This window comes from Georhizobium profundi (genome assembly GCF_003952725.1).
Taxonomy (GTDB): Bacteria; Pseudomonadota; Alphaproteobacteria; order Rhizobiales; family Rhizobiaceae; genus Georhizobium; species Georhizobium profundi.
The window spans coordinates 4213242-4233411 of sequence record NZ_CP032509.1 but is presented as its reverse complement, the minus strand read 5'-3'; the positions used below and the strand labels follow the sequence as shown (position 1 = coordinate 4233411).

The window sequence follows — 20170 nt, the reverse complement described above, 5'->3', positions numbered from 1 at the left end:
ATCAATATAGTGCATTATCTTAAAGAACGTCGCAATAACGGAATGGCCTTCGGGGTCGATCCGACGCGCAGGGAATTCTTTAGTTTGCGTCAGGCGCGCTACGACGCTCTCGCGCACGACATTGCAATAATGGCTCGCACAACAGCCTCGACTGGGCAGAAGTTGGATCTATTGGATGTCGGGCCTTGGGATGGGGTACTGGCGCGACATTTGCAGCCCCACTCTATATCGGATCTGGTGACACACTCGATTGCAGACATTGAATTTCATGAAGGAATCTATGGAATGGAGTCCTACCGCGATCGATATCATGGGGACTTGATGCAAGGTTATCCGGAAATAGCGTCAAATACCTATGACATTGTCGTCTGTGAGCAGGTTTTAGAGCATTTGCCCAATGTCGAGGTGCCGATCCGTACGCTAGCCAGGGTGCTGAAACCGGGTGGAAAGTTGTTTCTTGGAGTGCCTATATTTCCCCATGGGGTTCACTGGGTTCGGCACTACGGCCAGCCTTTTTGGGACAAGGTTTTCCCGCCGAACAAAGTTCGCGGCCATGTTCAATCTTTCTCGAAAAGAAGCATTATTCGTCTCGTCGAACGTTTAACCGATCTGGAACTGAAGTCCGCTCGTGGATTTCGAATTGTGTCAGGTGGAATCCTACGCCCGCTGGAAGAACGTCAATGGTGGTGGAGGCTTAATCGAACCGTGGGAACGATGGTTCCCAGCCTCTGCGTCGAGGTTCAGGTGATCTTCAAGAAGCCGATTTAATTACGACTGGTGGTCAAGCAGTGAATAGCCCGGAGTTTCGTGGACACACTCGGGTTAGATTTCCTGCTGCCGCTCGAATTCCGCGGGTGACAGCATCCCGTTCCTGACGTGCTTGCGCTTCGGGTTGTAGAACATCTCGACGTAGTCGAACACGTGGCGATAAGCGTCGAAGCAACCCTTTCCAAAGCGACAGTTGGGTCAAGACGGCTGCGATTAACTTTTGGTTAGACATAGTCGGATAAACAAAAGATAAATTTATAGACGGAATTTAGTAATGACTAATTTGTACTATTTCTCATCACTTTTACTCAGATGGTCGCTTGTTGGATTTCTTTTTGTTTTTGCAGTCGTGCTTCCGGGACCCACGCTCGCCAATGCGAAATATGCCGGCATTGTCGTTGATGCACGAACCGGAGACGTGCTCTACGCAGATCGCGCTCAAGAACGCCGATATCCTGCCTCTCTCACTAAAATGATGACGTTATATCTAACGTTCGAAGCCCTTGACGCGGGCCAAATTGCGGTCACGGATCAGGTTCCTATATCCAGACATGCAGCGTCGGAACCTCCTTCAAAACTTGGTCTCAGAGTTGGATCGGTCATTACCGTCGGTCAGATTATGCAAGCGCTCGTGACCAAGTCGGCGAACGATGCAGCCACTGCACTTGGCGAGTTTCTGGGCGGTTCAGAAGACGGATTTGCGCGATTGGCCACAGCCAAGGCCAAATCACTGGGAATGTCCTCAACAGTTTTCAAGAATGCCCACGGATTGCCAGACTCGCGACAGGTAACAACCGCACATGACATGGCCCGTCTCGGACTCGCCTTGAAAGAGCACTTCCCGCACCACTACAGCCTCTTTCAAACTCGATCATTTCGGTATGGCGGCCAGGTATTCGGCAGCCACAATCGATTGATCGGGTCAGTGCAAGGCGTCGACGGTATCAAGACCGGGTTTATCAACGCCTCGGGCTTCAATTTGGTCAGCTCAGTGGACCATAATGGGAAACGCATTGTGGCCGTTGTTATGGGTGGGCGCACTGGGGCCAGCCGCGATGCGCATATGCGCAAACTGATTGCTGAGTATCTGCCTCAAGCGTCGAGTTCCGGGTCGGGCCTCCTGATCGCGAGAACCGTCACGGGCGGCGTCGCCAGAGTTGCCACATCACTCCCCATCCAAGGTCCGATCCCATCGTTTAGACAGGCCACGACGACAGCCTCGGCCAACGTTGAAGTCGCTGCGCTCGACACGTCTATGAGTGATGTTGATACGATCACCACTGCCTCAACATCAGGCGATCAGCAACACAGCGACTGGGTCGTGCAGATTGGTGCCACGCCTAGCGAAAGCGGTGCGCTTGATCTTTTGCGGCGGGCCAAAGGAGCAGCCGGCGTTTATCTTGAAGCCAAAACGCATTTTGCAGTTCGCCATGACCAAGATGGGACTTCAGTCTACCGTGCTCGATTGGGTGGCTTTACAGGCAAGACGGATGCTTGGGAGACTTGCGGAAGACTAAAATCACTTGGCTTCGCCTGTTGGGCGACAGAGCAATGAACTTTTGTCTGAAAGGTTGATGAAGTCTCTTTGAGCACAGTTCACGGTCAGAACACTCAACCCCCATCCGCGACGCATGAAATCAATGTTTCGATGGCGGCAGCCACCAGGCTGCCGCTCACCAACATCAGAATTGCGCGAACCCAGGTCATTTCCAGACCGCGCGAAGCATTTGGGATGTGAAGCATGCGGTCGAACCACTTAGGTTTCAGCAAACTTCGCCTCATTCAATCGAGCTACTGCCCTTATGAGGTACTTTGGAAAAACATTCATTCCAGTGGGTTCATGAAATACAAACCGCACGTGGCGAACATGTTTTAGCCTAAGCGAAGCGTCGACCACGGCAACCGACGCAACTTCAGCAGCTGCTTCGAACGGATAACCAAAAGCCCCCGTTGCGATCGCCGGAAACGCCACGGACGCAATGCGGTGTTGATCCGCCAGAGCGAGAGCTTCCTTATAGCAGTTGGCGAGAAGCTCATCAGCTGGTTCGTCACGGCCGAATACCGGCCCCAGACAATGAATAATGTAGTCATTCTCCAGGCGATAACCTTTTGTGATTACCGCCTGCCCCGGATGAATTGGAGCAAGTGCTCGGCACGCCTTGGCTAAACCCGATCCGGCAGCTGCATGGATCGCTCCCGCGACGCCGCCGCCGGGTGCGAGTTGTGCGTTCGCGGCGTTCACAATCGCAGAGATATCGGATTGCCGGGTTATGTCGCCTTGGACACATTGCAGGGTGACGCCTTCTACCAACAGCTTCATATCTGCTTCTCCAATTTGCCTGGCGTCTAGAGACGGAAGATCTTCCGCTTGCTTTCGAACGATGCCAGGCCATCACGGAACTGCGGGCGCAATCTGATGCCGATCAATCGACCGTTGGCATCACTTTCGGCCGACGCCAGTGCCAGGATCGCTTCGTAACGCTGGGAAAATCGCTTGTCGCTCGGCTGAAATTCGAGTTCACGACCAACGCGTCGGCCAAGATCGATGTACTTTTGAACAATATCCTCCTGTCCAACACCAAGCGCGCGGGCCATGTCCGGAAATGTGGTGGTCTCGCCTTCAGATCCTGCGTGAAACCTCAGCGCAGGCTCAACCAGCATCACTTCGCGCATGCCGATGATCGCCAGCGCTTCGAAATACTCTTGAGCCTGAGGCACGCCATCGACCCTGGAAGCACGCATCTCCGCGTCACGCGCCGCCAAATTAGTTTTCAGATCTTCGGTCGCTTCTTGAGCGGTGCATCCTTCGGACGTGGCGACGCGCTCTGATCCGATATAGGCCAAGGCCTTGAAGCTATCGCCGGCGGGTCCGGCGATAATGCGATAACGCATAAAGGTAATGTCGACGCGACGCACTGTCGGTTGGGTTTTCTTGATGGCCGTTGTTGGCATCCGCTGCTCTTTCTCTTCATGAAAATCACTCGCAAATAATCGTCACAATCGAAAATACGTCACTTTTGAATGGTGCTCGGCTTCTTGCAGGACCAGTGTTTCGGTGAGAGACATCAGTCCGGCGATTGAAGAAGCGCTCGAAAGTGCCGCCCTCACGACGTCTGTCGCGTCGAGGACCCCCAATTTGAGCAAGTCGGTGACGATGCCCGAGCTAGCATCGAACCCGCAATTCGTCTGAAAGTCGCCGAGCAGGGCATCAACGGTGGACCGCCCATTTTGACTGGCGTTATCAATCAGTCGCGTTGCCGGCGCGCGCAGCGCTTCCGACACGATCTCACGTCCGAGTTTCTGCTCTGGGGTCGTCTCGCCGAAATCGCGCAAGCCATCGATTGCTTGCAATAGACTGCTGCCGCCCCCGACCAGCACGCCATGTTGGCTAGCCGCGTTCACCGAAGAAACCGCCTCGCTCAAGCGTCGTTTGCGCTCTCTGTCGGGCGTCCCTTCGTCGACCTCTGTTTCCGATGAAACGTCGTGACGAGTGCCTTCTCCTCGCCTGCCTAGAGCGACAAATCGGTGTTGTATGGGACCCGCCGTCAACGCTCCCGACGGTGCTTGAACGATCCGGAGCGTATCTCGGGTCAATACAGCCGTGTGGCATCCTCCCAACGCGTCAATGTCATTGGCGACGACAGCTTCTCGGTCAGCCGGCGTTCCGCCAGTCAATGCAGCTATTTCCCTGAGCCAAACCGATCGCTGCCGTTCGTTTCCTGCTAAACATGCAAAAGCAATTTCTGCGGAAAAAGCCGCTCTGTATCTCTCGACAGAACTGCGCAACGCTGGGTCGATATTGGGTGTAAGCACCAGAAGCGGACGTCTCAGCGACTGTGCATGACGAATGTAAGGGAAGAGAATGCCCTCATGACTGACGGACGAGGACAATAACAATATCAGCGGCTCGCACAGTCGGCAGGGTTCAGTTGGGTCATTCTTGAGAGCGACATGATGAATGTCCATAAGCTCGACCGACAAGGACGCTGAAGCGCCACTGTTCGGAAGCCCTGGCGATAAGCGGGAAGAGCCCGAAGATGTGGCACGCGCGGCCATGAACATCTCCGTGGCGCTGAGCGCCAGAGCTTCGTCTCCATGAACTGCCACATATGCGACGTTGAATAACTCGTCGTCCCTTTCTATGGGACGGCTCATCTCCAGCAGCTTCGTATCGACCACACCGCATGCATCCCGGATCGCACGGCCGAGTGCGACCGGATCGTTGTCCATGGTGTTTCGTTTGACTGTTGCACGCATCAGAGCCTCGGCCAGCAGCACTGCCGTCGATGTGCCGTCGCCAAGGTTTCGTTCCATATGCTCGGCTACTTGAGCCATAAGCGCAGCACCGACATTCTCCGTTGGGTTTGGAAGTTGAAGCGCCTGAGCGATCTCGAAACCAGACTTGGTGGCGAGTGGCCCTGGCTCCTGATCGATCATCATCAACCGGCCTTTAGGTCCAAACGCGACGCCGACTGCATCCGCACATTGCATGGCGCCATCGCGCAGACGTCTGCGCACATCAAACCCCTGATCAATCCTGACCGTCATGACGAAGAGCGCTCGCTTGTTCGCGAGAAGCTGATCATGGGCCATTCAGTCTTTTGACGATCAAGTTCCCACAGATTGCGGACCAGGAGGACAGGCGCATCATTCCGATCTTCGGCGAAAGCACTTCGGTTTCGCGACAGGAAGTCCTGTAAGGCGTTTTCGCTTTCAGACGTCACCCAGCGGACAGTGTTGAACGGTGCCAACTCAAACTCAACATTGATGCCGTATTCAACCGCAATGCGAGATGTCAGCACGTCAAGTTGAAGCTGACCGACGACGCCGACGATCCATTGCCCGCCGATGACGGGCCGGAAGAGCTGTGCGACCCCTTCATCCGATAGATCTTCAAGCGCCTTGCGCATCTGCTTGGCCTTCATCGGATCCTTCAGCCGCACCCGACAAAGTATCTCCGGGGCGAAGTTGGGAATGCCGGTGAATCGGACTTCTCGACCCGACGTAAAAGCATCGCCAACCTGAATGGTCCCGTGATTGGGAATGCCGATGATGTCGCCTGGCGCGGCGTGATCGGCCAGTTCACGGTCCTGCGCAAAGAAAAAGATTGGGTTGTGAACCGACAGGGATTTTCCTGTTCGTGAATGGCGAAGCTTCATGCCCCGCAGGAAGGAGCCCGAGCAGATTCTGAGAAATGCGATCCGGTCGCGGTGCTTGGGATCCATATTCGCCTGCACCTTGAAGACGAAACCTGTCACATCGTCATCTTCCGGGCTGACGGGTGCAGGCTCGGCGGGCTGTATGCGCGGCGATGGAGCAATTTCTCCCAAAAGATCGAGAAGATCACGAATACCGTAGTCTTTCAGTCCGCTTCCGAAAATGACCGGCGTTTGATACCCTTCAAGATAGGCATCGAGCTGTAGTTCAGCGTATTCGCTGGACGCCAATGTGGCCTCTTCAACAAACTCATCGTAGACCGACGGCATCACGCAATCTTTGAAGCGTCGGTCTCTGATATCGTCGCAGAGAACCTCTGCATCATGAGGAGCGCCGCGGCCGATGCTGGAGTTGGAAAAGACATTCGTTCTGAAATTATAACACCCGTGGAAAAAACTACCCGTACCAACAGGCCAGTTGATCGGCGCGACTTCCAGCGCCAAGGTGCTCTCGATTTCGTCTAACAGACCGAAGAGGTCGCGGCTGTCCCGGTCGCATTTGTTGATGAAGGTGATGATCGGGATGTCGCGCAGACGACAGACTTCGAAAAGCTTCAATGTCTGAGCTTCGATACCCTTCGCGGCGTCGATTACCATGATGACGGAATCCACGGCAGTGAGCGTCCGATAGGTATCCTCTGAGAAGTCTTGGTGCCCTGGTGTATCCAGAAGGTTGTAGGTCAGGTTTCGGCAGTCAAATGTCATCACCGAACTCGAAATGGAAATCCCCCGCGCTTGCTCGATTTCCATCCAATCAGATTGCGTACGCCGACGCTCTCCACGCGCCTTCACCTGGCCAGCCAGGCGAATCGCGCCACTCGCATGCAACAGCTTCTCCGTAATCGTGGTCTTGCCCGCGTCGGGGTGGGAGATGATGGCGAACGTGCGCCTGCTTTCCGCGCTCACCTCTACTGAGGTGTCGGAATAATATTCAGTACGTAAAGTCTTCATCGTCCAAGCTCCTTTAAAAATAAGGTGTGATGCTTGGAACTCTCACGGTCGCCTGGACTGGCCTTTGATCGATGCCAGCTTGGCTTTGAGCGCCTCATCGTCCTCCAAACGGAGTTGAGGAACTAAGCGCCGAACATCACTCAAAGTGAGATCCGGCTTTCCAACGACCATTCGGCTGAGTAGCCGGTTAACGTCCTTCTTCGTATCCATTTCTGCACGCCTAATATGGTTATCGCTCAAATACCGAGATATCTTCCTCGAATAATTCTGAAAATTGCTGCCCTATCAGATGTCGATCGCGTTCATTGGCGACCTTCATCCCAAGCCGAGTTCCGCACGGGAGGATCTTGGCGGTGCCTGAGCCGAATAAGTCCGCGTAACCGCAGACGCTCTCCGCAGTCCTGCGTGAGATTTCAGCCTTCAGCAAAAGCTTCCTGGATGTATTCAATGGCCCTTTTGAAGCTGCATCAATCGAAGGCATGGCCTCCGGAACTGGCCCAGACCCGTACGGGTTGAACACGTCCGAGCGATTGATGGCGTGAAGTGGGTTTTGAAAATGCCTCTTCAAATTTTGCTCCGTCCGTTAAATCAAGGACAGCCTTCGGCGTTACCCCGTGTAAATCACGGCGGCGGCAACTTCGGTGGATACATCCTGGCGCAATTGCCAGGTAATGAAACCAACCGAAGTTCCGCAAAGCGGGACAGCCGATGCTGTCGGTTTCAAATATCCACCCAATTTTATGGGATGGGGGAGGCTTAGCACATCTGGCATTCCGTGTGTAGGCCGAAGTAGTTTTTTTCCGCTGATGGGGTGGATTGCCTCGCAATCGGATAAATGTGGGTCTCGCTCACCAGTTGGCGCAGCCTCGTTGAATTTGTGAATCAAGGTCGTAAACTGGATGAAGGAGATTGCCTCGTCAGCAGAATTGACTGGCCAAAAACTGGGAGACGTTCTGCAATATATGCTGGTAGAGGGCGCGCGGCCGCCACCAAGGCGTCCGCGGCGGCATTGGCGAAATGCCGGCCGCATCCCCACCATTAAGCGAACGAGAACTGGCGTGTTGAAGGTCTCGGAGCTAGTCGCGGAAAGCCCGCCTGATGGCTTGATCTTGACGAACTGATCTTCAATTTATCCGCTGTAAAGGATCATCGCCGCAAAAGCGGGGACTAGCAGCCGGTAATGACGAGTTGGTTCTAGACAACGAGACTGACTGCTCCTAGCCAAGAACGGCGGTAGTACTGTGGGTCCGGCGCTCAATGCAATGCCAGCTCAAGCTCATCGACAACGCTGGTATCCAGCCCCCGCAACCAATTCCAACATAAAACACTCACAATTCAAATCTGATCACACCAAAAAGCCGCCTCCGGGCGGCTTTTTGCGTTCAGGACTTTGGTCTTATGTCAGACAGACCAGGCCGAACGCGCGGCCTTAACCGTGCCAAGCACCTCGAACAGCCGCTGCGGGCCGCCCCCGGAAACGTCCAGACTGTCGGCTGTCTCTTCAGCCCAGGTCAGCCAATCCGCAACGCTTTTGTCGGCGATCGTTGCATTGGCGTCATGGGGCACAGCCTTTACAGCTTCGATGAAGGCTCGCATCGTCTGAGCGGTTTGCCAATTACCGGCAAGCTCGGCGAGCTTGGCCTGACGCTTCTCGTTCTCTTCAGCGACTCGTTGCAGTTCGGCGCGACGTTTGCGCTCCGCCTCATAGCGTTGATGCTCGCGCGCGCGCTCTTCCTCCCAGTCCTTCAGGATAACAGCGCCTTCGAAAAGCCGGTCGATGATTGCTGGCAGTTGGGTCTCCAGCGGCTTCTTGTCGGTCTCCAGGCGCTCTTCATTGTGACGGCCGCGCAGATAGGTCTTGATCGCGAATGTCAGCTTGCCGGTCCCGACGAGCTTTGTGCGGGTGTAGGCGGATCGGCCTTCGCCCTCCACCACCTTCACCTGCCTGGCCTTCTCCCGCACCTGAAACTCGATCGTTTGACCGTCGATGGTGACGGACAACTGTCCCTGGGCGGACTCCGACACTTTTGCGCCGCGGGCCTCAAGCGCGCGGAATAGGGCATCGAGAATCCTGAACCTCCGGCGATCGAGATCTGTGTGAGGTTCCGGAGCGGTTCGGTAGCTCCAGGGGTCGCGATTGGTCTTTGCCTCGCGGCGCCTGCGTTCATGGTCCGCGATCCAGCCGGCGATCAGCGGATGCGGTTTGACGAGCCTGTCCTTGACCATCGAAGCGGGTGAGGGCGTCTTGCTCTGGGCTTCCTGTGGCGCAACGGGTGAGGCGCTTTCATCGCCGGTTGCCTCATTCACTTGGGCAAGAGGGCTGATGGCTTCAGGTGCGCGCGGACGCTTTGGGGGCTTTGGCGCTATGGTGATCAGCGGGTCTTCCCCGTCGATCTCCGGCAGCGGTGGAAGCTCTGCATCCCGTCCCATGGAAATCCGGGACCAGTAGCCAGATCCCGGATACGGGATTCGATGCTCTCTGCAGATGGCGGCGAGTTTGACGCCATCGATGCCGAGTTCGGGTGCAAGTCTGCTCAAAGGTGTCTTGCAGACGAGGGTATAGAGTTCGCTGCGCTTGACCTGCTTTATTCTGCGATCGTCCCGTGTCTCTCTGTGTGGTGAGGCACGCTCTATCGCAGAATGGCGCCGGGAGGCCAGAAGGCCAACAAGGAGACCAGCCAGGGGGCCGGCCCGCGGGGTCCAATGGTGTTCGAGAAAAGGGTGTGTGCACGACGCGGCAGCTCGCCTGCTATGGGGAGCTGCTCACTGCCGCTTGGCACAAGCTCAGCGACAAGAGTGGCGGAGGGGTGCCATGGGTTGGGTCTGGGCCGGCGCCCGGCGCGGTCAGCCGTGAACGCCAGGGAAGATGGCGCCCGGCTGCAGTCTTTGTCCGATGGCTACCAGATCGGCATGGGCGGAGCGGATGTGTGGCCAGGGGAACTCTCTCGGACGCTCGTTCCAAGCCTCACCCCAGCGAGCGACGGCATCGAGTTTGGCGACCACACCGGCGAGTGAAGTAGCCTGAGTGCTCGCCATTTGATCGAGGCTCGCCTTCGCCTCCGTGAAAGCTGCCTGTTCAGCGGCCATGGTCGAGGAATAACCGAGATCTTCCAAGACGCCGTTTGAGTTCACAGGCTTTGCGGCGAGCTCACGCTCGGCCGTCGACAGGGCCCCCGCCATGTCTCCCCGGTCGCCAAACAGCCAGTGCAGGTCTTGGAGTGAATAGACGCACGCCAGGGCGCTTCCGGGGACGGGAACGATCGTACCGAAACTGTCGAAGCGTTCTGCCAGTTCGACTTCCAGGTCTTGAAGCCGCTCGCTCAGTTGCTGGATGCGCAGGTGGGTTGTTTGCCATTGGCGCCAGAGGGAGATCACGGGGTCGGAATGGGCAGTGAGCGCATCGGAATGGAAAAGGGCAACAGCAGGAGATACTGGGAGAAGCTGCGAAGCAGATTGCCAACCGCTGCCGATGGCAGCAACGCCGCCAAGAAGTGTCGCGCGGCGGGTGACGCAGGCACAGTTCATGCTATGGTCGGAATCAGCCATGATCCGAGCTCCCTAAAGCTTGGGCGCGGTTAGGTCGGGCACGGTGCTGGAACACCTTGCCTGACCGTTCATACTAGGCGCAGGATAAACGACATGCCTCATTTGCGCAATACAAATCGCCATAATATGGTGATTGTGTGAGCCCGGCGCAATGTCGTATGGCACGGGCAGCCCTTGAATGGGGTGTTCTAGATCTCGCCAGGGAGGCGTCTGTCTCAACGCAAACTGTCGTGCGGTTTGAAAAGGGTGAGCGGCTTCGCACCTCTACAATTACCGCTCTACGCGCCGCTTTCGAGGCTGCGGGTATCGAATTCATTCCGGAGAACGGTGGCGGCGTGGGCGTGCGACTACAGCGAGCAACGAAATGAGCATCGGCAACTTTGCGCCCCGTTTCAAGACATTCGGGCCGTCCCAGCGATTTCCTGAAAGCTGACCTTCAACTTTATGCATTCCGGCGTCGGGCCGTGCTGAGCTAGGGGATCGACAGGGCGGCAATCGGCAGTTGGACATAGGCCAGAATTCCGGACAATCCGAGCGCCGCTGTGGGGCGCACGAAAGCAATCCCCAGTAACCTTGCTAGTGAATGCAACCAATCCACACCGTCCCAAGTCGCCTTTCAGCTGCGGTCTTTAGGGCCTCGGAGCAGCGATCAGATACGACTAGTCCGAACGGGTTCATCAAGGGTTCCGGAAACCCGTAAGCATCAACTTCCCCTACAGGCGTTCTGCCTGAGAGCGCGTAACGAATGCTGGCCCAAAGGGTCCATGCCAGTTCAATCTCTCCGTCCTGCCCGTCGTAAACAGTGCTCGCGGGCACGGTCTTTGAGACGATACCCAGCTCTTCAAGAAGCATCGTAGCAGCCAAGTGCGCAGCACAGTCTGCCAGTTGGATTCCCGCGACCAATCTTGAATCGCAGCCGTAGGTGACAACTGCACCAGAAGGCATTTCAGTATTTGTTCGCTTCATCCCTTCGTCGAGGTATATTGCCGAGATGGGAGTATCCGGTGGAAGGTCGACGCTGGATAAGAGCGTGGCAAGATGCGTCGCGAGTATCGCTCGCTCCGCGATAGGGCAAACGGCCAATGCGATTTTGCAGTGACGCAGGATGAGTTGCAGGCGTTGTCGTAATTCTCGCGCGGCCGGGTTGTCACGCATTGTCATGCTGCTTTTGAACTCGTCCCGAGAAGGATCGAAGCCGCAGGCCAACAGGCCCTGAACGACCTGTTTTTGAACATCGGCTTTGGAACACACCGCAGCGACGACGATGAAGGATCCACGATCATGGATGCTTTCATCCACGAAGACCTGCAAGCCGGCAGGGAATTTTTGTGCCGGCCTCAAAATACGCGGTATCCCATGCGACCGCCGCATCGATAGCCGTCCGGGGACTTGTGTTCCTTCAGAGTGAGAGACTGGGTCTTTCGAGTGAATATTTTCTGGCAGTATGGGCATTGGACTTTGTAGGTCTGCTCAAAACTGCTCCAGCCTCGAAACGCCTTCACTCTCGGAGTTGACGTCCGAGTCGATCTTGTCGCGCGGCGAGCGCCTTCGCTGAAGGGCTTGCCAAAATGGGCTTTGCGCGCCTCCTCGCCGGCCTTTGACAGTTCAATTTCAAATTGGGGCTCGAAGGTCTCGTCGAGAACGGACAGCGCTTCAACATCAGTGTTCAAAAAAGTCTTGATGCTGGGTCCGCGCGTCCTGTCCCAGGCATAGAAGTATTCCCGCGCCGGCTTTCCTTGCGCCTTCTTGTAGGAAAGGGAATACGGCTCGATTACCCGCTCAATCCCATGGTAGCGAATCTTCATAAGTTTCCTCCCCGCGCCGGCATCCATAATAAGGTTGCGGTGTTCCGGGCCGTAGTAAAGCTGCTCCTCCCGCCCGCCGGTGCCAATATCACTAAACAGCTGCTCGATGGCATCCTTAAACCCTTCGGTCGCGCGGTTGAAATCGAAGCGCGTCGCTTTTGGACACTTGATGTACTTGTCCCAAACGCCGCCGAAAAACGTCATGGGAATGCCCAGCAATATGCTTTTTGCTGCGGCCGGGCTGGCACTGAAAATGGTCTTGTTCAGGAACGTGCGCAGCACCAGTCCGCGGTCTAGGTCGATCGAACGGTCGATGAACGTCGAATAGACCAGATCAAAGAGGTCATGGGAGTGACGGCGTTGGATGAGGCACTTCAGTTTGCTGGCAATTACCTCCTCTAGCGCCATACAGGTGATCTCGGCCGAACAAGCTTCTGCGTCCGAGTACGGATGGATAAGTTTGCGGCTGGTAGGAGGCAGATGAAGGCGATCGAAATCGGTCACATCGACTTTGACACTGATAGTTAGGTCGTCTTGCGCGCCGAAGAAGTCGGTAAAGTAGACCCGTCCTTTGTAAGAATGGCGCGTACTGTCCACCATCGGACCGGGCTCAAAGGTGTTTCGGTCAATCAGAAACTCCACGCCGCATGCCGCCTGCGCACTGAGACAAGCGTTGTTGATTTCAATTGCCGTCAGCTCGGCATCGACTGCATCACCAACGGAGAAGTCCAGGTCGGTCGAGAACCGTGTGTCGGGATAGTACGCTTTGCGCAGGCAGTTGCCGCCCTTGAACACTAGGCGGGTACGTAGGTACTCATTTTCGTAGATTGATTTTAGCAGCCACCCGAAGACGTAATCGCGTTCGACATTTGGATGATGAATGTCAAACTCAACTGCCTTGGCCTTTATCTCACTCGTGCTGATCATTCGACGAACATACTTATTCTTAGGCACCCCCGTCGAGGTATGAGGGCGCGACCTCCACCAAATAGTACGGAGCGACTTCACGCTGCTTTTAATCAGCGCTTGGCCTATCGGTCCACTTCGCGCCCCCTTTTTCGCCCCATGCGGGAGCTATCCTACCAAGCTGCAGCGGGATTAGCAGCGTCCGGCATCAGTCCAGACTTGCGAACGAGTCGCCAAACGGTACTGGTATGGGGATCTCACCTGGAGCTAACGCGCAGTGGCAAAGACTGGCTCACCACCCGAGCGGATATACAAGTACCGCGGCTTCAGCCATCGCGTTCTCGATATGCTGGTAATGGACGACCTCTATTTTGCCGACCCGTCAAGCTTTAACGATCCGCTGGACACGACACCAAACCTTGAAGCGGATCTGCCGGTCGAGGACCTGGAGCGCGTGCTGACGCGTCTGGTCGTCGAGCGGACCAGAGCCGAGATGACCAAAGCTGCGAAGTCGATCCGGTATACCGGTCCGCGTACAATCGAGCATATCGATCGCCATAGCCAGGCCAGAGCTGACCGGCTCCTCGATGAAGTCCGCTATCGATCCTGCGACCCATACTATCAAGACGTGCCAGATGCACTTCAGTTTCTGCTCGGAAGCGAGATCGAGACAGAGGTGCTAAAACGCTACGACCGTGGCATCGTCTCGTTCGCGACCCGAGCCACATGCCCGTTGATGTGGAGCCATTATGGTGACCAGCATCGTGGCATTTGTGCAGGATACTCGGTGCCCGAAGGCACGGCGGCCGACCTTTTCCCAGTTGCCTATGGCGGCCGCCGAAACGTCAAGGCGAGCGACGTGGACGCAATGGAGACCGACGTGCTCGCGCGTCGTCGGGTGGATGAGGCCGCGTTGTTCAGGAAAGCGCCAAGCTGGCGCTACGAGAAGGAGTGGCGGCTCGTGGGAAATCGTGGATCTCAGGATTCGCCGCTGGAGCTTGAGGAAGTGATTTTCGGCATGCGGTGCCCTGGCACTGTGAAGTATACGATCGTGAAGGCCCTTCATAACCGCCGCCGTCAGGTACAATTCTACGAAGTCCCTCGGCCTTTCGGTACATTCCGGCTTACCAAACGGCGGCTCGACACTGACGAGTTGTTGACGCAACTGCCGCGACGTCACCTGGATGCTCAGGAAATGTTCGAGGATCTCGACCTCGCTGCGCTTGAGTCAAGGACACCGCCGGCAACTTAGAATGCAGCAACGCCGGACACGTCCCACCACGTAACTGAGAGGCATCATGGACGAAGAAGCCCGAGAGCGGTTGAGGCTCGGCCTCGAAAACCTGATGGACGACCGTGATTACCTGTATCGGCTGATCTCGAATATCGACTGGGACGCACAATTAGATGCCGTCCGGTCGGTGTTGCGGCAGCATCGACAGGCGGCTGACAGGGTCAGTGCCAACATCAAAGACTTGGAGGAGGCGGCCCAAACGTATGACGGCCCATACCACTATCACGTTGTGGACGAGCATGTTGATGCCATGTGGCAGTCGTCATACAGCGACGCTGCGATCAGCCTGTCCGCGATCGGAATGGTAGTGCCAATGATCGAGACTATCTTTGCGCAGGCTTTCCAGGCGCTGGGCGAGAAGTACGTGGCCAAGGGCATGTCGCCCCCGCAACACAAGCGATGGACCCGTGCCGAACAACACCCCGAACGCTGGAATGTTCAAAGGTATTTCGCCACGGCCGGGGTCAAGACCGACATCATTTCAGGGCTAAGACAGCTTTGCGAAGCGTCGGGCGTTTCTCCATTCCTCGGGCCAGACTACATGGACTGGATGGCCGCTCTCTTCCATTATCGCAATCAGATGTTCCACGGCGGCTTCGAGTGGTCGATCGCCCAGCGCCAATCCTTCGTCAAGTTGATCGCGGAGCGCGGCTGGGAGCGGTACTTCTTTTGGTCAACGACCAATGGTGACCCTTGGATATGCTACCTGCGCGACGACATCATCGACGCCCTGCCGGAAAGGGTCTTTGCGGTCCTCGGCAGCCTAGGCCGCTTCACCAAGGCTTTGCCCTACGAGCTGATGACAGACTCAGGCGATGAGGGGCCTACCACCTCGGAGGTCTGAGTGCACCATCGTTGGGCGCAAGTAGGGAGGCCCATTCTCCAATTCAGAGCGCCCCAAACGGAGATCGCACACCGCGCGTCCGAGGATTTCGACTATGCAGTTTATAAAGAACGGCCCGGATGTTCCTGAAAAGCTCTTGCAGGCGCATGAGGACGGCAAGGTCGTATTCTTCTGCGGCGCCGGGATCTCGTATCCAGCTGGCCTCCCCGGATTCCGAGGATTGGTGGATCGCATCTACGGCAACGTGGGCGAGAGCCGCACGGCAATTGAGAACGCCGCCTTCGATCGTGGGGAATACGACACTACGATATCACTTCTCGAAAACAGGGTTATGGGCGGACGAACTGCAGTTCGCAGTGCTCTCCATGCAGCACTGGTCCCGGACCTGACGCTGCCGGGTGCTACGCAGACGCACGAAGCTCTGCTCACGCTCGGGCGCAATCGCCTCGGAATCCTGAGGCTAATAACCACCAACTTCGACAACCTGTTCGATGTTGCCGGCAAAATCGTCGGTCGCCCTCCGGAGAGCTTTCTTGCCCCGCTTCTGCCCGTCCCCAAGAATCGGTGGGACGGGCTGGTCTACCTGCATGGCAAGCTCCCTGTGTCTCCCGTTCATCCCGAGTTGGAGAGACTGGTGATCTCGAGCGGGGACTTTGGCCTGGCTTACCTGACCGAACGGTGGGCCGCGCGCTTCGTCAGCGAACTCTTCAGAAATCACACCGTCTGCTTCGTCGGCTACAGCCTCAACGACCCCGTGATGCGCTACATGATGGATGCGCTCGCTGCCGACCAGCAGTTGGGGGAGGCGCCGACCGAAGTCTATGCATTCGGAGGGACCACCAAACGCGATCACGATCGTACGGCTGACGAATGGAAGGCCAAAAACGTCATCCCAATCCTGTACCGAACTCCCGGGAAAAACGATCACACGGCGCTGCATCGCACATTGCAGGCCTGGGCGGAGACCTACAGGGATGGCGTGCGGGGCAAAGAGGCGATCGTGGCCCGGTACGCCGGTTTGGCACCAACCGGCAGCACCAAGCAGGATGACTTCGTAGGTCGGATGCTTTGGGCGCTGTGCGATCCGAGCGGGCTTCCGGCGAAAACCTTCTCCGATGCGAAGCCGACGCCTTCCCTGGCGTGGCTCGAGGCGTTCGACGAGAACCGCTTCCGGCATCGCGACCTCGTGCGCTTTGGCGTGACACCCAGTTCGGTCGAGGACAAGGTGCTTGCTTTCAGCCTCGTTGCGCGACCCGCTCCTTATCTGCTCGCTCCATGGATGCGCCTCTTCCGGCGCTTCGGTGACAGTTCGCCGCGTTGGGACAACGTCATGCCCCACATCGCGCGTTGGCTTCTGAACCATCTGGACGACCCCGTGCTTCTGCTCAAGGCGGTGTCGGACGGCGGCAAACTCCAAGACAACTTCAGGTATTTCCTCCAAGCAGAACTGAACGCTCGTCCACCTCGTCCCGGCATGAAGATTCTTTGGCAGCTGCTCCTGGCAGGACTGGTCTCTGGGACTTCCATCTGGTTCGATCCCTACGACTGGCTCAAACGTCTGGATGCCGCTGGACTGACGCCGCTTCTGCGGCTCGAACTGCGCGACATGCTTGCTCCCCGCCTTCGCATTCGACAGGCATATCGCTACGAGGGCGACGACCCGAAGCCAGAGAACCCCGATTCGAGGCCCGGTGATTTGGTCGACATCGAACTGGCACTTGCAATCGAGCATGCTCATTCCGCGCTCGATGCCTTCAAAGGAAGCAGTGCCTGGCACGCAGCCCTGCCGCACCTTCTCGACACTGCAACCGCCCTCCTGATCGATGCATTTGACCTGCTCGCACAGACCCGCCAAGCGGATTCCCGATACGACCATTCATATTGGCAGCAGGCGGCCATCGCCGAGCACGAGCAAAACCAGAAGTATCGCGACTGGACCGTGCTAATCGAACTGCTGCGGGACAGTTGGGTGGCCACGACCGAGTCAACTCCGGAAAGAGCGATCCTCGAGGTGAGGCGTTGGGCGGGAATCCGCTATCCGATATTCCGACGGTTCGTCTTCTTCGCCCTTGCCGAGCGCCGGAACCTCTTCGAGATGAGCGAGACCATCGAGTACTTGATGGCCGAGGAGGGATGGTGGCTGTGGTCGATCGAGACTCAACGCGAGGCCATGGTGTTGTTGCGCTCGATAGCTCCCGAACTCGACGCGGCTGCGTCACGCCGGCTGCAGCAGGCCATCATGTCTGGACCACCAAGGGAAATGTATCGCGATGATACCGATCCCGTCGACGTGAAGCGGATGATGGATCGCGAGATCGGATTGCGGCTCAGCGCCTTGCTCGATTTCGGAGCCAAGCCGACGACCAGCGCCCGCCGTCGAATGGCAGAGCTGTCGGCACGGTACCCAGATAGAAGGTCGGCCAGCGAGCGCGACGATTTTCCGGTCTGGTCGGGTGACGCAGGGGAATGGCGCCAGATCTCGATGACTCCCGCGACGACAGCGGAGTTGATCGACTGGCTGCGCGCCCATCCTAATGCCGACGACATTCGCCTCCAGGACGACTGGCGCGACCGGTGCCGCAGCGATTTCGAAAGCACGAGCGAGGCCCTTCGCCGTCTTGCTGAGGAGGATCGATGGCCCGTGGATCGCTGGTCGCAGGCACTGCAGGCCTGGTCCGAACCGAAACTGGCCGATCGATCCTGGGACTCTATGGCGCAATTGCTGATTGGTGCGCCCGAGGACTTCCTGGAGGGCATCCGCCGCACGCTGGCGTGGTGGGTGAAAGCGGTCGGTAAAACCGCGGATGGAGATCGGCCGTCATTATTTTTCCTGGTGAGGAAGATACTCGCCTTGTCGAAGAAGGATCCGGCGCAGCGCGACGACGAACCGTTGTTCAGCGCGATCAATCACCCTGTCGGGCTGGTGACTGAAGCCGTGATCAGCGCGTGGTTCAGAAGCGGGCTGGAGGACAATCAGGGTTTGGGGGAGGGCGATTTCTCGGCGATCTTCGGCCTGCTGTGCGACACGACGGTACCGGCGTACCGACATGGCCGATTGCTTCTGGCTCAACATGTCATTTCGCTGTTCCGGGTCGACCGGGCGTGGACGGAGGAGCATGTCCTGCCGCTGTTCGATTGGGAGGTCGCTCCGGACGAGGCTCGCCTCGCATGGACCGGATATCTCTGGTCGCCACGCTTCTATCCTTCGCTTCTGGCCGCCATCCGGCGGCAATTCCTGGAAACGTCGAAGCACTATAGTGAATTGGACAAGTTGGCTGACAACCACGCTGGGCTGCTGACGTTCGCAGCGATAGAAGGCGAACCCTTCAGCGTCGCCGAGTTTCGAACAGCGACTGCAGCGTTGCCCGAGAGCGGGCTCGTGCGCGCGCTGACGGTACTCACCGACGGACTGCGCGCTGCCGGTGATAAACGTCAGGAGTATTGGCGCAACCGGGTCAAGCCGTACTGGACACGCATCTGGCCGAAGTCCCGTGCCATTGGCACCCCGGCCATCGCCGGCGCCGCGGCAACCATGGCGATCGCCGCCGGTGAGGAATTCCAGGAAGCCTTTTCAATTGTTGGTGTCTGGCTGGAAGCGCAGCCGTTCCCAGGCCATCTGCTGCGTCAACTGCACGAAGCGGGGCACTGCATAAAGTACCCCAATGAGGCTCTTGCAATGATCGATGTCATAGTGGGACCGGACATCTCCTGGGTCGGCGAGGAATTCACGAACTGCCTGCGCGAAATCGGGGCCGCCGCTCCCGAGTTGACCGGAGATTCGCGCTATTTAAGGCTGGAGACCATGGCGCGCCGACACGGATCGAAGATTGGCTAAACCAGGTCCAGTAGCACCAGCAGCTTCGCCTTTACCGGGCGGTCCCCTAACAGCAGGATGAGGATCGCAAACCTGCTGGGGCGCCAGAATGGCTGAGGCACAGAAATCGGAAGACATCGGCATGAAGCGAGGCCGCGTCCTCGCACAACTTACGCCTGCGCGGCAACTCGACATCATCGCTAAAGGGCTGCCGATCCTGCTCAAGAGTGCTGACGAACTTATGACGGCTGCTGAGGCACTCGATGATCATCCTAGGGCAGCAGCAATCCTCATAGGGCAGGCGACAGAGGAGTTGTCCAAGATACTGATCCTAATGGACATCGTGCGTTGCCCTCCGAAGGCCCGAAGTGGGCTGGTCGGCCAGATGTTCAAGTGGTTCTACGACCATCTGCCGCGCCTGCTCTATGCCGAGGCCCAAAGCTGGAAGCCCATGACGGTGGACCAGCTCCAGGAATACCTCGACAACAGCCGACGCTCCCACGACATCGAGGGCTTTGCCGGCGAATTCATTATGCCGAACTCGACGCTGTTCGCTCGTGAAAACCGGCTCTACGCCGACATCGTCACGCATGAAGATGGTGAGCCAATCTGGAGCGAACCTTCGGACTGGATGCAAGCGACCTTCGGGGGCAAGCGTACCTCAATCTGGTATGTGGCGAAGGCCCTGAGCGACATGGGGGCCTTCAGCCGGGCAGGGTTGGATATCGTGTCTCAGGTCTGGAGCAGCGTCGATTTCATCGGTGATGTGGAGTGCTATGCTCTTCCTCGCAGCCTCACGCAGCAGATGCTGGAACGACTGCACGCGGCAGGCTTGATTTCGCAAAACGCCGAACAAGACCAGCTGCGCTACCTGTACAACCAATGGCAGGTGCCCATGTATCGCCTCGATTTCAAGCCGATCCAGGTTCCTCTTGAGGATCTTCGAGCAGCGCAGGAGGCAGCATTGCGGAGCGAGATTGGAGATTATTGGGATTACTAGCGGACAGACGTCCGGTCGGCGCGGAA

15 protein-coding genes and 1 pseudogene are annotated in these 20170 nt (G+C 57.2%); 7 read left to right on the top strand and 9 right to left on the bottom strand.

Annotation, left to right across the window (positions count from 1 at the left end):
• Window positions 1-42: 42 nt before the first annotated feature.
• Window positions 43-768 carry a methyltransferase domain-containing protein gene (locus tag D5400_RS20425; protein WP_126012217.1) on the top strand — a complete coding sequence of 242 codons (726 nt, stop codon included), beginning with the start codon at window positions 43-45 and terminating at the stop codon, window positions 766-768.
• Window positions 769-822: 54 nt separating this feature from the next.
• On the opposite strand, the pseudogene D5400_RS20420 reads toward D5400_RS20425, so the two are convergent.
• Window positions 823-936 (bottom strand): annotated as a pseudogene (locus D5400_RS20420) (IS3 family transposase); the annotation flags it as partial.
• A gap of 106 nt (window positions 937-1042) precedes the next feature.
• Between D5400_RS20420 and D5400_RS20415 the strand changes: the two are divergent.
• Entirely contained in the window at window positions 1043-2323 is a 1281-nt protein-coding gene (locus D5400_RS20415) for a D-alanyl-D-alanine carboxypeptidase (RefSeq protein ID WP_126012214.1), read from the top strand.
• 201 nt (window positions 2324-2524) lie between these two features.
• Here the strand turns inward: D5400_RS20415 and D5400_RS20410 are convergent, their stop codons facing one another.
• The 6 genes from D5400_RS20410 to D5400_RS20385 form a co-directional block, all read right to left on the bottom strand.
• On the bottom strand, window positions 2525-3088 hold the full coding sequence (locus tag D5400_RS20410) for a macro domain-containing protein (protein ID WP_126012211.1): 564 nt from the start codon (window positions 3086-3088) through the stop codon (window positions 2525-2527).
• 26 nt (window positions 3089-3114) lie between these two features.
• On the bottom strand, window positions 3115-3720 hold the full coding sequence (locus D5400_RS20405) for a hypothetical protein (RefSeq protein ID WP_126012209.1): 606 nt from the start codon (window positions 3718-3720) through the stop codon (window positions 3115-3117).
• 42 nt (window positions 3721-3762) lie between these two features.
• Window positions 3763-5361 carry a TCP-1/cpn60 chaperonin family protein gene (locus tag D5400_RS20400; protein ID WP_126012207.1) on the bottom strand — a complete coding sequence of 533 codons (1599 nt, stop codon included), beginning with the start codon at window positions 5359-5361 and terminating at the stop codon, window positions 3763-3765.
• On the bottom strand, window positions 5313-6935 hold the full coding sequence (locus D5400_RS20395) for a peptide chain release factor 3 (protein ID WP_126012205.1): 1623 nt from the start codon (window positions 6933-6935) through the stop codon (window positions 5313-5315). The genes D5400_RS20400 and D5400_RS20395 overlap by 49 nt, the downstream gene beginning before the upstream one ends.
• 1401 nt (window positions 6936-8336) lie before the next feature.
• A complete protein-coding gene (locus D5400_RS20390; protein WP_126012203.1) occupies window positions 8337-9473 on the bottom strand; it encodes a hypothetical protein in 1137 nt (378 codons plus the stop codon).
• A gap of 306 nt (window positions 9474-9779) precedes the next feature.
• A complete protein-coding gene (locus D5400_RS20385) occupies window positions 9780-10481 on the bottom strand; it encodes a hypothetical protein (RefSeq protein WP_126012197.1) in 702 nt (233 codons plus the stop codon).
• A 158-nt stretch (window positions 10482-10639) separates the two neighbouring features.
• Between D5400_RS20385 and D5400_RS21680 the strand changes: the two genes are divergently transcribed.
• A complete protein-coding gene (locus D5400_RS21680) occupies window positions 10640-10849 on the top strand; it encodes a transcriptional regulator (RefSeq protein WP_126012195.1) in 210 nt (69 codons plus the stop codon).
• A 208-nt stretch (window positions 10850-11057) separates the two neighbouring features.
• Here the strand turns inward: D5400_RS21680 and D5400_RS20375 are convergent, their stop codons facing one another.
• Together D5400_RS20375 and D5400_RS20370 are read right to left on the bottom strand one after the other, a co-directional pair.
• The gene (locus tag D5400_RS20375) at window positions 11058-11780 is read right to left on the bottom strand and encodes a hypothetical protein (protein ID WP_126012193.1); all 723 of its coding nucleotides are present in this window, start codon (window positions 11778-11780) and stop codon (window positions 11058-11060) included.
• A 38-nt stretch (window positions 11781-11818) separates the two neighbouring features.
• The gene (locus D5400_RS20370) at window positions 11819-13213 is read right to left on the bottom strand and encodes a nucleotidyl transferase AbiEii/AbiGii toxin family protein (protein WP_126012191.1); all 1395 of its coding nucleotides are present in this window, start codon (window positions 13211-13213) and stop codon (window positions 11819-11821) included.
• A 256-nt stretch (window positions 13214-13469) separates the two neighbouring features.
• Here D5400_RS20370 and D5400_RS20365 point away from each other — a divergent pair, with 256 nt between their 5' ends.
• From D5400_RS20365 to D5400_RS20350, 4 genes are all read left to right on the top strand, one after another.
• On the top strand, window positions 13470-14444 hold the full coding sequence (locus tag D5400_RS20365; protein WP_245451374.1) for a DUF2971 domain-containing protein: 975 nt from the start codon (window positions 13470-13472) through the stop codon (window positions 14442-14444).
• A gap of 46 nt (window positions 14445-14490) precedes the next feature.
• Window positions 14491-15330: a hypothetical protein gene (locus D5400_RS20360; RefSeq protein WP_126012189.1), complete on the top strand. Its 840-nt coding sequence runs from the start codon at window positions 14491-14493 to the stop codon at window positions 15328-15330.
• 94 nt (window positions 15331-15424) lie between these two features.
• Window positions 15425-19165, top strand: coding sequence for an anti-phage defense-associated sirtuin Dsr1 (dsr1, locus tag D5400_RS20355; RefSeq protein WP_126012187.1), 3741 nt, complete (start codon window positions 15425-15427; stop codon window positions 19163-19165).
• Between the two features lie 88 nt (window positions 19166-19253).
• Window positions 19254-20144, top strand: a complete 891-nt coding sequence (locus tag D5400_RS20350; RefSeq protein WP_126012185.1) for a hypothetical protein — start codon at window positions 19254-19256, stop codon at window positions 20142-20144.
• The last annotated feature ends 26 nt before the right edge of the window (window positions 20145-20170 follow it).

Excerpts from the sequence above, each read along its gene's own strand:
- D5400_RS20370 (WP_126012191.1), bottom strand. The coding sequence starts at position 13,213 with ATGATCAGCACGAGTGAGATAAAGGCCAAGGCAGTTGAGTTTGACATT.
- D5400_RS21680 (WP_126012195.1), top strand. The coding sequence starts at position 10,640 with ATGGCACGGGCAGCCCTTGAATGGGGTGTTCTAGATCTCGCCAGGGAG.
- D5400_RS20350 (WP_126012185.1), top strand. The coding sequence starts at position 19,254 with ATGGCTGAGGCACAGAAATCGGAAGACATCGGCATGAAGCGAGGCCGC.
- D5400_RS20360 (WP_126012189.1), top strand. The coding sequence starts at position 14,491 with ATGGACGAAGAAGCCCGAGAGCGGTTGAGGCTCGGCCTCGAAAACCTG.
- D5400_RS20405 (WP_126012209.1), bottom strand. The coding sequence starts at position 3,720 with ATGCCAACAACGGCCATCAAGAAAACCCAACCGACAGTGCGTCGCGTC.
- D5400_RS20395 (WP_126012205.1), bottom strand. The coding sequence starts at position 6,935 with ATGAAGACTTTACGTACTGAATATTATTCCGACACCTCAGTAGAGGTG.
- D5400_RS20400 (WP_126012207.1), bottom strand. The coding sequence starts at position 5,361 with ATGGCCCATGATCAGCTTCTCGCGAACAAGCGAGCGCTCTTCGTCATG.
- dsr1 (WP_126012187.1), top strand. The coding sequence starts at position 15,425 with ATGCAGTTTATAAAGAACGGCCCGGATGTTCCTGAAAAGCTCTTGCAG.
- D5400_RS20385 (WP_126012197.1), bottom strand. The coding sequence starts at position 10,481 with ATGGCTGATTCCGACCATAGCATGAACTGTGCCTGCGTCACCCGCCGC.
- D5400_RS20425 (WP_126012217.1), top strand. The coding sequence starts at position 43 with ATGGCCTTCGGGGTCGATCCGACGCGCAGGGAATTCTTTAGTTTGCGT.
- D5400_RS20415 (WP_126012214.1), top strand. The coding sequence starts at position 1,043 with ATGACTAATTTGTACTATTTCTCATCACTTTTACTCAGATGGTCGCTT.
- D5400_RS20410 (WP_126012211.1), bottom strand. The coding sequence starts at position 3,088 with ATGAAGCTGTTGGTAGAAGGCGTCACCCTGCAATGTGTCCAAGGCGAC.